We start from the raw sequence: 17,238 nt of genomic DNA, 5'->3' as shown, positions 1-17,238 counted from the left end.
GACGCTGCCCGACCGTTCGTTTGACCGTATGACTCTCCCTAGCACGACAATTGGTTTATTTCCTTAGGTCTGGGTAAATCATAGAGAGATAAAGATATATTTTGAAATCATTAAATCTAATTATTGATATGTTTTTGGTGCATATCATGGTTCGCTGTAATCAACGAACCATGATGTAGCCTTGGATATTAACTACGCATCTAGGTGACTAGTTAGCAGCTTCTGCTTTAGGATGAGCACCGAGCACGACTTCTGCGGCTTGATTGTTGTCGAACATCGTAAAGTTGTAACTCTCTACTTGCCATGTGTCGTAACGGTCTAGGTAAATCGCTTTCGCATTCTGGTCTGTATAGACTGTCCATAGTGTAGGGAATACATCATTAAGATATGGGTCAATTTGGTCATAGCCAGCAAAGACCGTTGCTCCAGCAGCTTTCAGGCTATTCAACGCTTCGCCACTGTCTGTAACGTCACGCTTATACATATCTTCAACCACTTCTTTGGCGCGTAGTCGTCTATCATAAGCGCGGATCGTTGCGCCCGGTTCTGCTTTCTCTTTATCCAAGTTGATATGGAAGCCGAACTCAGGATCATTGGATAAGTACTGGACACTCGGTGCATCCGTCACATCGCCGTGATAGATTTTGACCTCGCCACCAACAAACTCAATCACCGCGCTATCACCATTGGCGTCGGTGAGGTGATAATGCACAGGCGCTGGAAGGCATTCATTTTCATGGCCTGGCAAATCACATACTTTGTCTTGCACAACATCAATCTTGTCTAATGTAGCAACGACCTCTTCAACCGAAGCGAAGTTATCGACCGCGTAATTAGCGAATTGTGATGCATCTACATCAGGCACGCCGGCGCGGTTAGGTGCCATTTCGGTGTATTCCAAACCAAGGTAAAGAATACGAGCGACCAAACCTTCTTGGTTCATTGCTTCGGCGACAATTTGTGGCTCGAATGATTTGATTTTGATAGACGCGTATTTGCTGGTCGTGTTAACTGACTCTTTGGTTGTGCTGTACTGATTTGAGACTCCTTTACCTGTGCCGACGACCACAGCATCATCGTGTCCAAACCAATCCATGGTTCTCACTGAGAGACTAGCATCACCATTATTGTAGATTGCTGATGTGCATGCTGTTACATCTGCGACGTAACCTGCTGATAGTGTTGCGACAAGAGCTAAACTTAGGACTGACTTTTTCATAATGACCTCACTTGTTGGGTGTTGTGTTTTGTTGAGGCCATAATAGACAACTACCGTTAACAGCTTAAATTAGCACCTGTAAGTATAGCTAATAAGATGGAGTGAGCGGATGAATAGGAAGAGTTGTTGATTTTGGTCTAGAGTATTAACACCAGTCGAATAACAAGGAAGTCAAATGAAGTCGTTACAGCAGTGGTTAGATGCTTACGGAGAGAGTCACCAGAACAGTACTAATCGAAAAATACACAAAATTGCAGTTCCCGGTATTTATCTTTCTATTGTGGGGTTGATTTGGTCTCTACCCCAGTTACCACTTGGTGGCATGTCTATTAACTGGGTATGGGTGGTGATGCTACCTGTAATGGTTTTCTATTTTCGTTTATCACGGTCGGTGTTTATTCAGATGTTGATCTTTACTCTCGCATGCTTAGCAATTATTACCTTCGCTGCAATGCTGGGAATGTCGGTGCTTACCGTCTGTATTGGTATGTTTGTGGTGCTTTGGATAATGCAGTTTGTTGGACACAAGATTGAAGGAAAAAAGCCATCGTTTTTTGATGATTTACAGTTCTTACTGATTGGACCTATTTGGGTGTTTCGCCAGAAATGATGGTTGACTGAAAAAAGACCGCTATCCCAGTCAAACTAGGATAGCGGTCTTTGAATGTAACAATAATACCTTCGATAATCGGTTTAGAACAGTCCTCCGTTCATCGAAAGGTGAGCGAGAATACTGGCGGCGTAGCCGAGGGCAATCACCGGCATCCACTTCAAATGTCCGAAGAAAGTGTATTTGCCGTGTGCAGCCCCCATTAATGCAACGCCAGCTGCTGAACCGATAGACAGTAAGCTACCGCCGACACCTGCCGTTAACGTTACGAGCAGCCAGTTGCCCATAGAGAGCTCTGGGTTCATAGTCAATACCGCAAACATCACTGGAATGTTATCGACGATGGCCGAAAGAATACCTACCATTACGTTGGCCCAAACTGGATCCCATTGGGTATACATGATTTCTGAGACCACACTTAGATAACCTAGCAAACTTAACCCCCCGACACACATCACCACGCCATAGAAGAATAGTAATGTATCCCACTCGGCATGAGAGACTCGTCTAAATACATCAAACGGCACGATGGAACCTAGTCGTTTCAGAGCGGTTTCATCGTTGTTTGCAATAGCGATGGCTTTCTTCTTCGCAATGGAGCGAGGCAGTGTTTTACGCAGGAAGAAACCAAAGAATTGTAGGTAAGCTAGTCCCATCATCATGCCCATGACCGGAGGGAAATGAAGCACTGCGTGGAAGGCAACGGCCGTTGCAATGGTGAGAATAAAGAGTCCAACAATGCGAAACGCTCCACGTTTTAGTTCTACGTGAGCATGGACCGCATCGGGTTGTGTTTTAGGAACAAACAGCGACATGATCACCGCAGGCACAATGTAGTTAATCACTGAGGGGACGAACAGAGGCATAAATTCGGAGAAAGACACATGCCCCGCTTGCCAAACCATTAAGGTGGTAATATCACCAAATGGGCTGAATGCACCGCCCGCATTAGCTGCGACCACGATGTTAATACAGGCAATATTTACAAATCGTAGATTGCTTCCCCCGACTTTAAGCACGACTGCACACATTAATAATGCGGTGGTGAGGTTATCGGCAATAGGGGAAATGAAGAAAGAGAGGATACCTGTTAACCAAAATAAGGTTCTAAAGTTAAAGCCTTTTCCAACCATCCAAGATTGAAGTGCATCGAATAGTCGCCGCTCTTCCATTGCTGATATGTAGGTCATTGCGACCAACAAGAATAGTAAGAGCTCGGCGTATTCGAGCAAATTATGTTCTAGTGCGGATTTCGCAACTTCGATTTGACCTAGGTCTTTATAGACTAAGCCGATTATTATCCAAATTAAGCCTGCTGCGAGCAGAACAGGTTTTGACTTACGTAATTTAAGGTATTCCTCCATCATGACAAGGGTATAAGCAATACCAAAAATAAGTAATGCTGCATAACCTACTGTGGATTGAGTGAAGTTAAAGGTATCCGAAGATACCGTTTCCGAAGCGAAAGTAGACGTGGCGATAAAAGGGAGTACAAAAAGGGTCTGCCATCGACTTTTTTTCATCATGTTTTGATCCTTCAAAAGCTAAATAAAATCAGGCGCTAACAATTGCGATACGATATTTTAAAGGTTATTCAACATTTTCGTTGTGAGCTAACTCGAATCTGATGAAGAGCTTGTGGTTAAAAAATAGACTTTTGACAATGTTTTCAGACCTCCTAGGCTTAGATGAAGGAATCTGTCTAATTTGGTGTAAGGGAGCAAACTCATGAAAACAGTCATTTCATTCTTGTTGACGACACTAATGTTTCTATTTGCGAATCCAGCTCTAGCCGAAACGCAACCTTACGTTTGTGACAGTGCCAACAAAGTAAACCTGCCGTTTCCAGTCTTAGAAAGTGAATGTCCTATTGGAGAAGGGTTATGGGGACGCAGTGTGCCAAGCGAGAGTGATAAGTCTTTCTGGATACAATGTGGGTTCGTTCAATCGGGAAGTTTGCGTGCAGTACCTAGCAACTTGCAGCAAAATGTCAGTAAATCGATATGGTTAAAACCTGAAATAGACGGAGATCGTTGCTTGATTGGTCCGTATGAAAACTTCGAAGCAGCAAGTCTCGATTTAGCCGAGGTGAAAGCCCTACCGGCCTATAAAGATGCGTTTATCAGAACAACCAGCACTTTGATTACTACCAGTGAAACCCAGTTGGTGGCCAGTGCTGAAGGAGAGTCATCTGCGAACTCGTTGAAAGAAAGCTATAGTGCAGTGGTTGCGGCCACTCCTTTTATGATTGGTGGGCAGCATGGGCGCAACTCGTGCCTCTGTTACTTTTAGCGAAGGCTTGATTACAGCGATTAGAGCTAATCAGTATGCTTTGATACCAAACGGCTTTAATTTTTTCGGTAATAGCTCATCCAAATTCTGAATATCGTCTGGGAATATTTCAATAAGACTCAGGTCATGCTCTTGATAAAGCGTACGTGTGTGTTCAATGGTCCTGTCGTCTGCTGCATCGCTATCTGAGCCCCAATATTGTAGGTAGACTTTCCCTTGTGGTAAGTAAAAATCACTCACGACATCTTGTTCTATTGGTAACTGCCGTTGATAAGCATGAACAACGCCAGCCATATATAACCAGTTATCAATAATTAGCTCGCCTTTCGATTGAACGTAATGACCATCGAGAGTGCGGTGCTTTGCCGCGAATTTTTGCCGAAAACTCGAGAAGGATTTTTCAGTAGAGTGCGCTTCTGCATCGTGACCTTTAAATTCGATGACGGACTGTTTTAATCGAGCGTGGCGCAATACAGAGGGGTGCCAAACAACAAACTCATTGTTGTTCTGTTTATCTTTACGAAGACGAGCACCAGCGCGAAGGCCAATGGCCGTCGCCTTCCATTGGCTATCGTCACGCTTTATCCAACCCAGCTCACTAAGTAGAAGATTGATCTTTTTAGCCGGAAGCGCAAAGTGTTCACCAAGTTGTGTTGCAGTCAGTGTTGAGTCACTAATAAGTGTATCGTCGATTACAAGGTTTGCCGGCCACACGATAAAGCGTCCATATTTTTCACTGTCCACATAGTCACCGCCGAAACGATGCCCAATGTCAGTCAGTAACCAACTGGACTCGTGCCAGCTGATATAACCTGCGCGCTTCAAAAGCGTAAACAGTACTTTAGACTCTTGGTTTCGACTTTTTGCTAGTGCGGATGTGGACAGTTTATCGTGCATTCGATTCCTTACTCGACCTTTTCCATAATAGTTAACAGTTGCTGAGCTGCTTGTTTGGGTGAGCCGGCATGACTAATTGCTGAAACGATCGCGACACCATGAACACCAGTTTTTGCCACATCTAACAAGTTTGATTCGTTGATACCACCAATAGCAACAATAGGTAGCTCTATCTGTTGAAGTGCATTCGTAAGCCCTTCAAGCCCCCATTCAGTTTTTATGTTGGTTTTGGTTGTCGTTGAGAATATGGCGCTTAGCCCAATATAGTCGATTGGAAGCTGTTTCGCTTGTTGCAGTTGCGTTTCGCTTTCAATAGAAAGACCAAGAATCTTATCCTCACCGATAAGGGTTCGAGCTAGGGTCGCTGGCATATCGGTCTGTCCCAAATGCACGCCATCTGCATCGATGGCAAGGGCGACGTCTACTCGGTCATTGATGATCAATGGAACGTTAGTACCCTCAAGCACCTTTTTGACAGCTGCTGCTTTGGTGATGAAGGTCCTAATATCATGATGCTTTTCACGTATTTGCACCATTGTCACTCCACCTTCAACAGCCTGCTTCACGACTTCTATTAACGTATCGAGGTCTTGATTTTCGTCTGTTACAAGATAGAGTCGATAAGGGTTGCGAGTCATCGTTTGTCCTTAACATTCTTTAATGTGGAGACGGCGTAGCACTTCTTCATCACAAAGCTGATACAGAGCATCAAGCAAATTCATTTGCAGTGAACCTGGGCCTTTTGATTGTTCAGCCGCGATTTCACCTGCGATGGCAAATATTGCCGCAGCTGCGAGGCCTGTGGTTTCACCAACCGCAGCAAATGCTCCTGTTACCGCTGATAGTGAGCACCCCATACCGGTGACAAAAGGCATCATCTCATGACCATTACTCAGTGCGTGAGTGGCTTCTTTATTGACGACGTAGTCGGTTTCACCTGAGATTACGACACAGCAGTTGTAGGCCTCTACTAATGCGCGCGCCGCAGATAAAGCTGCCTCACTTGAATCCAGTGCATCAACACCCTTGTTTTGTGATTTCTCCCCTGCCATGGCAATGATTTCTGATGCGTTACCACGAATGATTAAGTTGTCAGCGAGTTCTGCAAGTTGACGAGCGGTTGAGGTTCTTAATTTGGTTGCGCCACATCCAACAGGATCGAGTACAACTGGCTTATTATTTTCATTGGCTTGTTCTACGGCGAAGAACATACCAGGACGCCACACACTATCTAAAGTTCCAATATTGATGACTAGTGCGCCTGCGAATGACATCATTTCCGCCATTTCTTGCTTTGAGTGTGACATGATTGGTGAAGCGCCTACGGCTAATAGCGCATTGGCGGTGTTATTCATGACAACAAAATTCGTGATATTGACGACGAGTGGTTTTTGCTCACGTACTTTTTGTAGCGCGTTGATAATAAGGTCTTTGTTCATGTTTATCTCCAAACCTAGATTGAGCCGATAGAATGACAATAAATTAAAACAGGCTCAGGTTATGACTTTTTGAATGATTGTAATGGTATTTAGCTCTGTTTGCTTTAGATAGCGTGTAAAGAGGTCAGAATAATGATACCGACAGTGCAAGTAAGCGTCGAAAGCACTGTTGTCAGTGCGATGATATTCGCTGCAAGCACTGAGTTTCCTCCCATAGAGCGAGCCATGACGTAGCTTGCAGCAGCGACTGGCGATGCACTCATAAAAAATAGAATGCCTAACTCCAAACCTCTAAAACCGAACCAGTAGCCTGCTGTTGTCACCACAAATGGAGCCAAAATAAGTTTGTAACTACTGGCGAGCCATGCTGGTTTCTGTTCTTTTTTCATCGAGCTTAAGTCTAGCGACCCTCCGGTACAAAGGAGGGCTAATGGCAGTGTCATTCTGGCGAAATAATTGCCGGCATCAATGGCTATATCAGGCACGGGAATCGACAACATGTAGAATACCAGACCAGACACAATTGCGATAATTAATGGGTTTTTGGTCAATGTAGTCAGCATGATTTTTCCGGCTGAAACACCAGAGTCTGTGCCTTTTGGGGTAAGGCAAATAACCGCTTGAACATTATAAATAAAGGTAGTGACAGCAACATAGATAGCCGCTAAAGCGACCCCTTTTTCTCCGTATGCGTTGGCGACGTAAGCCAAGCCTATAATCCCGGTATTAGCTCGAAAACTTCCTTGAATAATGACGCCTTTATCCGTGGAGTGACGAAACATGGCGCCAACAGAGGTGTATGTGAAAATGAAGAAAAGTATATTGGCAATAATACTAAAAGTAATGAATTGGCTCGCTGCGGAGAAATTGTGCTCGGAGTTGACGATGCTTAAAAATAGCATGGCGGGTAGGGTAACTTTAAAGACTAACTTAGACGCCACGTCGATAAAATTATCGTTGATCAGACCGATTCGTTTGAACACTACTCCCAAAATGATCATAAGACAAATTGGGCCCGTGATGGTGATAGAAAACAGCAGTTGGTCGACCAAAGAGTCCATAAACATTCCATATTATCAGCGCAGTAGCATTGAATAATTATTCCACATCTTCTCATCCCAATAAATCAAGGATTGCAAAAAAGTACGACCGTGCTAAATTGGTGGTGTATTCGTTTTATTAGAGATTTAAATGAGCAAAGGTAAGCTGACCAAAGAGCACATTCTTAATCAAGCGTTCGGCATAGCGAGTCGTGAAGGCTTAGAAAGCCTGACGATCGGTGAACTGGCTAAGCAGTGTCAGATGTCGAAGAGTGGTCTATTTGCGCATTTTAATTCCAAAGTGAACTTACAGGTAGCGGTGGTTGAGTATGCCGACGCTACGTTCCAGACTCGTGTGATCGCCCCTGTTAGAGAGCATCAGCATGAGTTGGTTATTGATAAGCTTAAGCATTTGATTGATAACTGGATGTGTTGGAATCAATCTTTCCAAGGCAGCTGTATGTTTATCGATGCTTGGCGTGATAATCGTCAAGACGAACTGCAAGTTTCTCTACGCAAGGCGATTTATCGCTGGATCAGCTACTTAACGATACAAATCGAGAAGGCCGTCGAAACTGGTGAGTTGAAAAAAGATCTGGATGTTAAGCAAGCGGCATTTGAACTTTATGGGCACTATCTTAGTGCGCATGTTTTTTACTCCCTCGTTGGGCAAGAAGAAAGTAGCCAAAGGTTTTGGAATAGTGTGACTAAGTCTTTTGAGTCTTGGTCGAGCTAATAGACATTTTTTTAAGATAAAAAAGCACGACCGTTCGAATTGTGCTGCAAGGAAGAGTCAGTTATGAGTGACAAAATTTACTTCAACACTTCTAATAAATTCAGTTTTAAAAAGCGCATGATTAACCTTACAACGCGCGCTCATCATAAGTTGGCGCCTAATCATGCGAAGAACACCGCGAAGAAGCTATTGTTGACGCCTGTTCGTTCTAAACCAAAGAATTCTGAGCCTCAGGGATTGGTAAAGGGTGAGATCGCGACGCCAGAAGGGATGTTAAAGACATATCGTCTTGGTACAGGTCCTGTGTGGATTTTGACTCATGGTTGGTCTGGTACGGCAAGCCAATTCTTCCCGCTAATGGAGCACATCGCAAGTCGAGGGTTTACTGCGCTTGCGTATGATCATCCTGCTCATGGTGAAAGTGAAGGTGCGTTTGGGCATATTCCTGCTTTTGTCGGCGGTTTAGAAGGTCTGCTAGACAATGAAGACGATGTTGCTGGGTTAGTTGGGCATAGCATGGGCACGGCTTCGGCGATTGAATGTAAGCACGCGAAACTTCATGATAAACCTTTGCTGCTTATCGCGCCGGTTCTCGACTATCTTGATAATTTGTTTGGTAGCGTCGCGCGTTCTGGCTATTCGATGCGTTTGTTTGAAGCGGTAGTCGATGATATTCAAACCCAATATCAATATCCTCTGCAAACCATCGATCCTTATAACAAATTAGCGCTTCGCAATGCGCCAACTATTATCGTTCATGATGAAAAGGATCGTTTCACTAAATATTCCGTGTCGAAGAAAGCAGCGCAAGAGATGGCTAATGTAGAGTTGGTCACGACACATGGACAAGGACATGGTCGGGTTATGCAATGTCAGGAGGCAAAATCGAGCTTTGATAAGCTGATTGGTGCTTAATAAAATCAAGATGTTGTAATTATATCCATATTGTTGATGTGGTTAACAGATTGATAATTTTTCATTATGCGCTTGGTTTTCTATATGGGATCATAGCTTGGTCCCATAAGCGTAGAAACTGAGTATCAGTGTCGTATCCTCTTTAATATAACTACATCGGATACAGTCAGCCTTCTGATCGAATCTAACTTCCGGTTTCATTATCTCGTTTATGGCGTTAGGGCCGCGACATTGAAGCGTGTTTCAAGGTTGCTTTCGCCCGTCTAATCAAAGGAAGCCATAATAATGAATAGAAACGATAGTGTCCCCTTACCCTCCAATACCCGAGAGTGGTTCTTTAACCGTAACAGCATGATTATTCTTGCCGACGTCGTGCTGTTTGCTGTGCTCTATAACACCTTACCATTTGAACCCAGTGTCGTGCTGGGAATTAGTATCTTAGCGTTTATTGCTGTGCTGTGGTTGACCGAAGCGCTTCACGTGACTGTGACTGCTATATTGGTGCCGGTGATTGCGGTTTTGTTCGGTGTGTTTGATACGCAGACCGCTTTAAATAACTTTGCCAATTCCATCATATTTTTGTTCTTGGGTGGTTTTGCACTAGCAGCCGCTATGCATAGGCAAGGCTTAGACAAGGTTATTGCCGATAAAGTGCTAGTAATGGCAAAAGGTAAGATGAGCGTTGCGGTGTTCATGCTGTTTGGCGTTACCGCACTTTTATCTATGTGGATCAGTAATACTGCTACTGCGGCAATGATGTTGCCATTGGTGCTTGGTGTATTAAGTAAAGTAAATGAAGAAAGCGGCCATAACACGTACGTTTTTGTACTACTTGGCATTGCTTATAGTGCGAGTATTGGTGGTATTGCAACAATGGTTGGAAGTCCACCTAACGCGATCGCCGCAGCAGAGGTAGGGCTCTCTTTTACTGACTGGATGGCATTTGGTTTACCAACATCAATCATTCTGCTCCCTATTGCATTAGCTGTCTTGTTCTTTGTATTAAAACCTAAGCTTGATGGTGAGTTCGAAATCAATCATGAGCAAGTGAATTGGGATAAAGGGAAAGTAGTTACTCTGCTTATCTTTGGTCTTACGGTATTCTTGTGGATATTTAGCAAACCGATCAATGCAATGTTGGGCGGGTATGCGAAATTCGACACCATTGTTGCTCTTGGCGCTATTGTTGCGGTGAACTTTGCTCGAGTAGTTCATTGGAAGGATATTGAGAAGACCGCAGACTGGGGGGTCTTACTGCTGTTTGGTGGTGGTATCTGTTTGAGTAATGTCCTTAAAGCAACGGGAACGAGTGTTTTTCTTGCCAATGAATTAAGTGACATGATCTCTCAGTTCAACATGTTGGTGATTATCTTGGTGATTGCAGCGTTCGTGGTCTTCTTAACTGAGTTTGCCAGTAACACAGCGAGTGCGGCGTTGCTGATTCCAGTTTTTGCGAGTGTCGCTGAAGCGTTTGGAATGTCACCGGTGATTTTGTCGGTGTTAATTGCAGTGGCAGCCTCTTGTGCGTTTATGCTTCCGGTAGCGACACCTCCGAATGCGATTGTTTTTGCCTCTGGTCATATTAAACAGCAAGAGATGATGCGTATTGGTATTATCTTGAATATCGCTTGTATCGGCGCTTTGACCATAATTGCAATGAGCTTTTGGGCATAGTCTAACGTCATTGAGTTGACTAAATAATCAAATAGGTCGTAAATACAAAAGGGTCATCAGTGTGTACTGATGACCCTTTTGCTTACCAGTTTATTTTGTCCAGCGTATTATAGATAAGCTGAGCGCCAAGCGGTGACAAATGAATACCATCGGCTTGGTATAGCGATGCGTAGCCTCTTTCGCATGCATATTGTTCAAACGTTTGGTAGATATCCACGATCTCAAGCCCATTCTCTCCGCTGCTGTACATTGCTTTCAACTTTTCGACATGTTTTTGGCTCAACTGCTTAATAGCACTGCGTATGGCTTCAACGGTGTCTTTACGATTGCCAAACATTGGGAGCGAACCAACTGGGTCGATAGCAGAAGTGACGATTAAAATGGGTTGAATACCATGATGTTGAGACTGAGCAATCATAGCGTTGAGGTTACTGGCAACCACACTGATATCTGTACCCCAGTTGAGGTCGTTCAGCCCGCCAAATAGAACAACGGCATCAGGAGCTTGGTCTAAAACTTGTTGTTTGAATCTAGATAGCATTCCTGTTGTCGTGTCACCGGGTACACCACAGTTGATAAACTCAATATCTGGATGGGCTGCAATGAGTTTATCTGACCAGTTTTGATTTGTGGCTAAACCCCATCCAGCCGTCAAGCTGTCACCCAATAGGACAATTTTTTTCACGTATTATTCTCGTATGATCGAAAAAGCCGCTCCATTAAGAGCGGCTTTTGAATAAGGTAGATTAGTTGCTGCTGATGTATTCTTTAAAGCGGGCTTTAGTGTCAGCATCTGCCTTGTTGTACCAAAAGATTAGCATCTCTTCAGCCGTATTGTCTGCTGCGCCACCTGGTACTGCGATTTCTGCGTTTGCTGAATTAGCAGGTAAGGTTGCGGGTAGCGTTACTGCGGAAACAGTGCCTGCTACAGCGATAGCAGCCACGCCACCTTTACGGTTGTAATCCTCGGCTTCTCGGTCATAATCACGACCTATCTGCATACCGTCCTTAATCAGTTTGTCCTGAGTCACTGGAATAGCATTGCCATCAGCGTCGACCAAAGACCATTTAAAGCTATCAATGTCCTTTTTAGCCTGGCGTTCATTCTGGTAGGTGGGCACTTCTAGAGTGAGTTCTGTATTGCTAGCATCAAATCGAGCGATGATTGCTTTGCTTGGAACCGTAACACGTTCTTCTCGATTCAAATCAAACAAAGGCTCGAAGCGAAATACAATTTGATTTACACCATCTGGAAGCGTAGCAGTTTTTCCAGAAGAGAAGAAACCGTTGGATTTTGTAACTGGGTCTCCAGCATTGACTGATAGTAGATCAACAGAGTCTGGGATTTTGATCGTCACATCAGCAACAGCCATGGTGCTGCAACCGGCGAGTAATGCACAAGCAAGAATCTTAGAAGCTTTCATTTTATTTTATCCTAGCAGAATTATTCTAATAGTTTAGCGTACACTAGATTGCCTATGTTATGGATTGATTGCAATCTTCGCCGCAATACTAATATGGAATTTAATCAAAAAATTACAATGCATGCTTGTCATTGTTGTGGTCGACGATCGGAAATACTGCATCGTAAACCAGATTAAAGAAATAGGCGTAAAATAGAGCCACAATTACGAAGCCCAAGTCAGCTAGCACGGCATCGATTAATGATAGGTTTAAGCTCCATGCCAACAATGGAATAGTCGCGACTAGTAACCCTAACTCGAACAGTAATGCGTGGTAGACACGTTGAGTGGGGGTCTTTTTTGATGTCCCTCGTAAGTAAATCAAAGCTCGATCAAAAGCATAATTGTAAATGTAGTTCCAGACCATAGCGATCAACGACAGCGAAAATGCAGTTAACGCTGCGGTTTTGACGTTAGCTCCGAAAACAAACATACAAATTGGTGCTGCAATAAGTAACAGTAATAGCTCGAACAAAATCGTATGTCTCAATCTATCCGCAGGGCTTCGCATTACATTTTTTGAATTCACAATGTGCTCTCCTTCACATCTCATCGAATTGCGCAAACTTTATAAAAAAAATATTACATTTTGAAGATCGATCTATTGTATTTTCGAATTGGTCGGAGGAGTGATGACTCTAATGCCATTTTTTCGTAAGAATATGATCTAAATATACGTTTTCAATAACTTCAATGAATGTGTTGCTCATTTGGTGTGTTATTAATATATATATGATCGACTATTGTTTGTTCTGAATTGCCAGTTTTGAAAATTACCTATTAACTATGCGGATACTTGGTCTTTTTCCTCAAACTAATATTTAGTAGGATGTCGATTGGTGATACCTCCACCAAACTGCACTCAATGAGCCTAAGTGGTCTCAAAAGAATGGAATCTAAGTGCTACGTACGATTTTCAATAACGCACAGAGATTTCATTTGAACACGCCAAACTTTTCATCGACTTTGATGGCTATATCAATACTAGCTTTTGCCCCTTATTGCGATGCGAGCGAATCGAAGACTTCAACAGAGAGTCAGGACAAGCCCGAAGAATCGGTGGAAACATCAGATGAGCTTCCTGACCGCAAGTTCGCCGCATTTCCTGTTCCAATTACTGATGATGCACTTGGTCTGGGTCTTGGCGTTAATGCCATGTACCTTCACGACCGAGCCGAAGGCGCTAAAAACCCCTCTACCAGTATGTTTTACGGTCAATACACTGATACAGGCAGTGGCATGGCAATCATAGGACATGAACATGTTTTCGCGCATGATGCGTGGCGTGCGGGTTTCTATGCTGGACACTTTGGTCTCAATTTGAAATACACAGGGCGCGTCGGAATGCAGTTACCTAAAGCCGCTCAATATTCATCCTACTCTAACTTTGTTTACGCAGAGGTACGTAAGCAAATCATTGATGATCTGTATTTGGGGGTGCAAGGTTTGTGGAGTGGTGGTAACGCAAGCCTTAATGAGCATACCGATCCAGAAATTAAAAAAGCGTTTGAGCAAGAAATGAGTGGCAGCAATAGCGCGCTTGGACTGCTTATGACCTACGACTCTCGCGATAATATGATGGGGGCGACGCAGGGATTAAACGTCGATTTGAGTACCTTGCACTACTCAAGAGACAAACGGACGGGCAAACGCTTTACCAGACTGGATGCAGAAATTAGTCAATATTTCCCAATTGGAGATGATGTGCTCGCGTACCGAGTTATGGGTAAGGAAATGTTAGGTGATGCGCCAGAATATGAGTTTGTGACCCCCAGTTTACGTGGTGCCGATTGGAATAAATACCGGGGCAGTTCAGTGTACCAAGCTGAAATTGAATATAGGCATAAGTTCTCCACACTCTGGAGCGGTGTGGCTTTCGCTGGTGCGGCGGTGATAGGTAATCAGGACCGGTACTACACGTACTCGGTTCAGTCTGAAGTTGTACCGTCGGCTGGCGTCGGTGTTCGTTACCTATTGAATGCCAAAGAGCGATTTACTGTTGGCGTAGACGCGGCGGTATCAAAGATGGGAAATACCAGCTTTTATATCCGTTTTGGAGAAGCTTTCTAGATGCCAGCTAAGCCATTTTATTGATTTATAGCGCAAATAATCGGTACTGGCATTATTGTTTTGGTTTATCTTTGGGTGCAATTTTTGTGCTATTGTTTTACGATGGTGCGCTTGTTAATAATATAGTCAAAGGGTTGGGTATGCTGAATATTGAACAGCTTGTTGCTTTTGTCGCTGCGGCAGAACAAGGCTCATTTTCTGCTGCTGCGAGGCATTTAGGAAAAAGCCAAAGCTCAGTGAGCATTGGTGTCAATAATCTGGAGGTCGATCTCGGGATTACGCTCTTCGATCGCAGTACCAAGTACCCCAAGCTGACGCCGCAGGGTGAGCGAATGTTATCGCAAGCTAAGGTGCTATTAAGACAAGCTGAACGAATTCGCAATTACTCTCAAGCTAGTGTTGATAGTGTCGAAGATACACTTAAGATAGCCATTGATCCTTTATTGCCATTTTCTTTGTTGGAATCCGCAATTGAGAAAATGTCTCAACGCTTTCCTTTCACACAAGTCGATGTTTCGAGACTCGCAGCACATCAGCTCACCAACGCGATTATTAAAGATGAAGTGGAGCTTGGCTTTAACCTAGCGGCTGATGCGGTGCCAGAAGGGCTAGACTTTGTTTCTATCGCTAATATTGAGTGGGTCTGTATTTGTAGCCCAGATTCGATTTTTGCCGACATGCAGCAAGTGAGCAATGAAACCCTTATTGGCGAACGACAAATTGTATGTCGCAGCATGATGCAGAATACGGTGCTTCAGGCTCAGGGCGCGTTTTCTCAAGATATTTGGCAAGCAGACGATCAAGAAGATGTGATCAAGCTGGTGGAACAGGGTATCGGTTGGGCGATTGTGCCTAAAGATTTCACTGTTGAAAAGCAGGCGATGGGTACCTTGATTGATTTTAGGCCTGAATTCCAGCGCTATGAAATGATGAACTCAGCGGATGTGCTGTGGAAATCCAATACGAGGTTAGGTCCTGCCGCTAAGTACTTATGTGAGATGCTTGGTGTCTTCTAAGTAAAAAATAGCCCCTCAACCGAGGGGCTATTTTTATGCTTGATGAATATGGACTTGATTACGACCTTTTAGTTTTGCCTGCTGTAGGCTTTGAGTAGCTCTACCAATAATGCCATCTGTACTATCTCCTGTTGCTGTAACGCCAATAGAGACGGTTGCTGTAATCCATTCATCATGAATGTTCAAAGGTAGCTTTTCTATCAGCTGTCTTAACCATTCAAGTTGCTTTTTCGCATCGACGTTGTCGTTTGCCTCGAATAGTACCGCAAATAGTCCGCTTTCATAGCGAGCAATGCAATGTGACTTTGGCTTTGGGAAGCTGCGTTTGATGATGTCTGCTACATACAGAATAATCGTGTCGCCAATCATATCGCCATAGTCAGCATTGATTCTTTTTAATCCATTTATATCGATCAAAGCAAAGTAAGCGCTAGAATTTCTGAGTTGCTGGGTCAGCTCTGAACGCATGGTGAGCTTGTTGTCCAGTCCAGTAAGTGAATCCTTATCGTTGAGGTATTGGAACAGCAATAAGTTTGAAAGAGCGACTTCAGAGAAATCTCGAATAGCCCTTATTACGCCATCAAAGGCAAAAAACGCACTCTTAACGTATATCACGCCAATTAGGGTATCCCTCTGAAATAGCGGCAATATGTAATGACGCCCATTCACTTGAAGCTTTCGCGCTAACGCATCATTGTTACTGTTATATACATAGTTCAATTGACGTGAGGTGAAGATGGACGGCAATGACTGGCATTGATGAATAACTTTGGTATTGCCATGAAAGTCGACGGTTTTAAAGCTCCCAGTATCTTGTTCGTATAGACAAAATTGTACGCCTTTGTGGAAGATAAAACGGTCAAAGATGGCGCGAAGATCGTGTTTAAAATGAGCAATGTCAGGCGCCTGGTTGAGTCTTGCTAAAGAGTGGTTGAGTTGGTAACTGATGTAGTTAATAGATAGAGCCAGCGATAACAGCGCTAATATCACCAAAGCGGTGAGTGAAATCTGATAAGACGTAAACAGAATATCTGCTCGACTCGTTCCAGAAACGAATATCCATTTCATTGGGTTTCTTGCGTCAAACATACTAACTTTGAGTTCGCCATTGTAGTGGTATTCGTAGCTACCTCTAGTTTGTCCATAGGTGATCTTCTGTTCTAGACCCTTTAGGTAGCTGATGGATTCTGTGCCGATTCTCAGAGGATTAGGATGGAAAATAAGTCGGCCATTAGTGCCATCAATTACGAATACATAGCCTTCTTTAAGCGTTTTCATATTCGCGAGATACTGGGTGATATGCTGAGCGTCTACCTCAAACCAAACTTCTAGCCTGGGGTGACTAAGTTGCTGTTTGATAGCAAATACCCAGAGCCCATCTTGCTTTTGATATAGGGTCGAAACAGCATACTGGTGCGAAAGAGCATCGAAGGAGTGCCACTGAATCGATGACTTTGTCTGCTCGCTAATACCTTCTCCATGATTATCGACATAAGTTTGAGCGACTGGGTCGAACACACTAATACTTTTATACAGGTACGTGTTGTCTAGTGTTTGCGTAACAAGTGAAGCAAAACGTGCATCGTCAATATTCTTTTGCAGTAAATCCACTTTTGCAAAGGTCGCTTCAATTTGAGACCAAACTAGTGCCGTTGCCATTTTCACATTGGACTGAGATTGAGATTTCGCGAGTTGAAGAGAATGTTGATATTGCTGATAGGAGATAAAAATAAGCGCTGCAATAAGAGCAAAAGTGAGCGGTTTTAGGGCTCGTAGTAGGATTTTCGGCAGAGACATATTGTATTAAACCATTTGAGCATGCGGAAATGGTACTACGTCTTAGATAAGGGATACAAAACAATTATTT

Annotated in this window: 17 protein-coding genes; 7 read left to right on the top strand and 10 right to left on the bottom strand. The window is 43.7% G+C overall.

The genetic code is table 11. From position 1 onward, the window contains the following. Positions 1-208 precede the first annotated feature (208 nt). A complete protein-coding gene (locus tag L2W36_RS10370) occupies positions 209-1,219 on the bottom strand; it encodes a linear amide C-N hydrolase (protein WP_236109984.1) in 1,011 nt (336 codons plus the stop codon). Between the two features lie 175 nt (positions 1,220-1,394). On the opposite strand from L2W36_RS10370, the gene L2W36_RS10365 reads away from it, so the two are divergent. Further along, positions 1,395-1,829, top strand: coding sequence for an Mpo1 family 2-hydroxy fatty acid dioxygenase (locus tag L2W36_RS10365; RefSeq protein ID WP_088878994.1), 435 nt, complete (start codon positions 1,395-1,397; stop codon positions 1,827-1,829). A gap of 83 nt (positions 1,830-1,912) precedes the next feature. Here the strand turns inward: L2W36_RS10365 and nhaD are convergent, their stop codons facing one another. Further along, positions 1,913-3,355 carry a sodium:proton antiporter NhaD gene (gene nhaD, locus L2W36_RS10360; RefSeq protein WP_006070121.1) on the bottom strand — a complete coding sequence of 481 codons (1,443 nt, stop codon included), beginning with the start codon at positions 3,353-3,355 and terminating at the stop codon, positions 1,913-1,915. A 202-nt stretch (positions 3,356-3,557) separates the two neighbouring features. On the opposite strand from nhaD, the gene L2W36_RS10355 reads away from it, so the two are divergent. Then, on the top strand, positions 3,558-4,121 hold the full coding sequence (locus tag L2W36_RS10355) for an SPOR domain-containing protein (RefSeq protein WP_006070120.1): 564 nt from the start codon (positions 3,558-3,560) through the stop codon (positions 4,119-4,121). Between the two features lie 30 nt (positions 4,122-4,151). On the opposite strand, the gene L2W36_RS10350 is transcribed toward L2W36_RS10355, so the two are convergent. From L2W36_RS10350 to L2W36_RS10335, 4 genes are all read right to left on the bottom strand, one after another. Beyond that, a complete protein-coding gene (locus tag L2W36_RS10350) occupies positions 4,152-5,018 on the bottom strand; it encodes a glycerol kinase (RefSeq protein WP_236109983.1) in 867 nt (288 codons plus the stop codon). 8 nt (positions 5,019-5,026) lie between these two features. Continuing rightward, positions 5,027-5,656 carry a thiamine phosphate synthase gene (gene thiE, locus L2W36_RS10345; protein WP_236109982.1) on the bottom strand — a complete coding sequence of 210 codons (630 nt, stop codon included), beginning with the start codon at positions 5,654-5,656 and terminating at the stop codon, positions 5,027-5,029. 9 nt (positions 5,657-5,665) lie between these two features. Next, complete coding sequence (gene thiM, locus L2W36_RS10340; RefSeq protein WP_236109981.1) at positions 5,666-6,457, bottom strand: hydroxyethylthiazole kinase; 792 nt, start codon at positions 6,455-6,457, stop codon at positions 5,666-5,668. Between the two features lie 104 nt (positions 6,458-6,561). After that, the gene (locus tag L2W36_RS10335; RefSeq protein ID WP_006070116.1) at positions 6,562-7,518 is read right to left on the bottom strand and encodes an AEC family transporter; all 957 of its coding nucleotides are present in this window, start codon (positions 7,516-7,518) and stop codon (positions 6,562-6,564) included. Positions 7,519-7,648: 130 nt separating this feature from the next. Between L2W36_RS10335 and L2W36_RS10330 the strand changes: the two genes are divergently transcribed. The 3 genes from L2W36_RS10330 (at position 7,649) to L2W36_RS10320 (ending at position 10,822) form a co-directional block, all read left to right on the top strand. Next, on the top strand, positions 7,649-8,233 hold the full coding sequence (locus L2W36_RS10330) for a TetR/AcrR family transcriptional regulator (RefSeq protein ID WP_006070115.1): 585 nt from the start codon (positions 7,649-7,651) through the stop codon (positions 8,231-8,233). Between the two features lie 63 nt (positions 8,234-8,296). Further along, positions 8,297-9,148, top strand: coding sequence for an alpha/beta fold hydrolase (locus L2W36_RS10325; protein ID WP_006070114.1), 852 nt, complete (start codon positions 8,297-8,299; stop codon positions 9,146-9,148). 285 nt (positions 9,149-9,433) lie between these two features. Further along, positions 9,434-10,822, top strand: coding sequence for an SLC13 family permease (locus tag L2W36_RS10320; protein WP_006070113.1), 1,389 nt, complete (start codon positions 9,434-9,436; stop codon positions 10,820-10,822). An 82-nt stretch (positions 10,823-10,904) separates the two neighbouring features. Here L2W36_RS10320 and L2W36_RS10315 read toward each other — a convergent pair whose 3' ends face one another. The 3 genes from L2W36_RS10315 to L2W36_RS10305 all read right to left on the bottom strand — a co-directional run bounded on the left by L2W36_RS10315 (position 10,905) and on the right by L2W36_RS10305 (position 12,814). Continuing rightward, a complete protein-coding gene (locus L2W36_RS10315) occupies positions 10,905-11,507 on the bottom strand; it encodes an SGNH/GDSL hydrolase family protein (RefSeq protein WP_236109980.1) in 603 nt (200 codons plus the stop codon). 61 nt (positions 11,508-11,568) lie between these two features. Beyond that, the gene (locus L2W36_RS10310; protein ID WP_198558590.1) at positions 11,569-12,246 is read right to left on the bottom strand and encodes a DUF2057 family protein; all 678 of its coding nucleotides are present in this window, start codon (positions 12,244-12,246) and stop codon (positions 11,569-11,571) included. A 112-nt stretch (positions 12,247-12,358) separates the two neighbouring features. Continuing rightward, positions 12,359-12,814, bottom strand: coding sequence for a PACE efflux transporter (locus L2W36_RS10305; RefSeq protein WP_038168217.1), 456 nt, complete (start codon positions 12,812-12,814; stop codon positions 12,359-12,361). A gap of 371 nt (positions 12,815-13,185) precedes the next feature. On the opposite strand from L2W36_RS10305, the gene L2W36_RS10300 reads away from it, so the two are divergent. After that, the gene (locus L2W36_RS10300) at positions 13,186-14,355 is read left to right on the top strand and encodes a hypothetical protein (RefSeq protein ID WP_236109979.1); all 1,170 of its coding nucleotides are present in this window, start codon (positions 13,186-13,188) and stop codon (positions 14,353-14,355) included. 140 nt (positions 14,356-14,495) lie between these two features. After that, complete coding sequence (locus L2W36_RS10295) at positions 14,496-15,371, top strand: LysR family transcriptional regulator (RefSeq protein WP_236109978.1); 876 nt, start codon at positions 14,496-14,498, stop codon at positions 15,369-15,371. A gap of 33 nt (positions 15,372-15,404) precedes the next feature. Here the strand turns inward: L2W36_RS10295 and L2W36_RS10290 are convergent, their stop codons facing one another. Next, a complete protein-coding gene (locus L2W36_RS10290; RefSeq protein WP_236109977.1) occupies positions 15,405-17,168 on the bottom strand; it encodes a sensor domain-containing diguanylate cyclase in 1,764 nt (587 codons plus the stop codon). Between the last annotated feature and the right edge of the window lie 70 nt (positions 17,169-17,238).

It is taken from the genome of Vibrio sp. McD22-P3, from assembly GCF_021568915.1.
GTDB lineage: Bacteria > Pseudomonadota > Gammaproteobacteria > Enterobacterales > Vibrionaceae > Vibrio > Vibrio mediterranei.
This window is presented reverse-complemented; position numbering and strand designations above follow the sequence as displayed.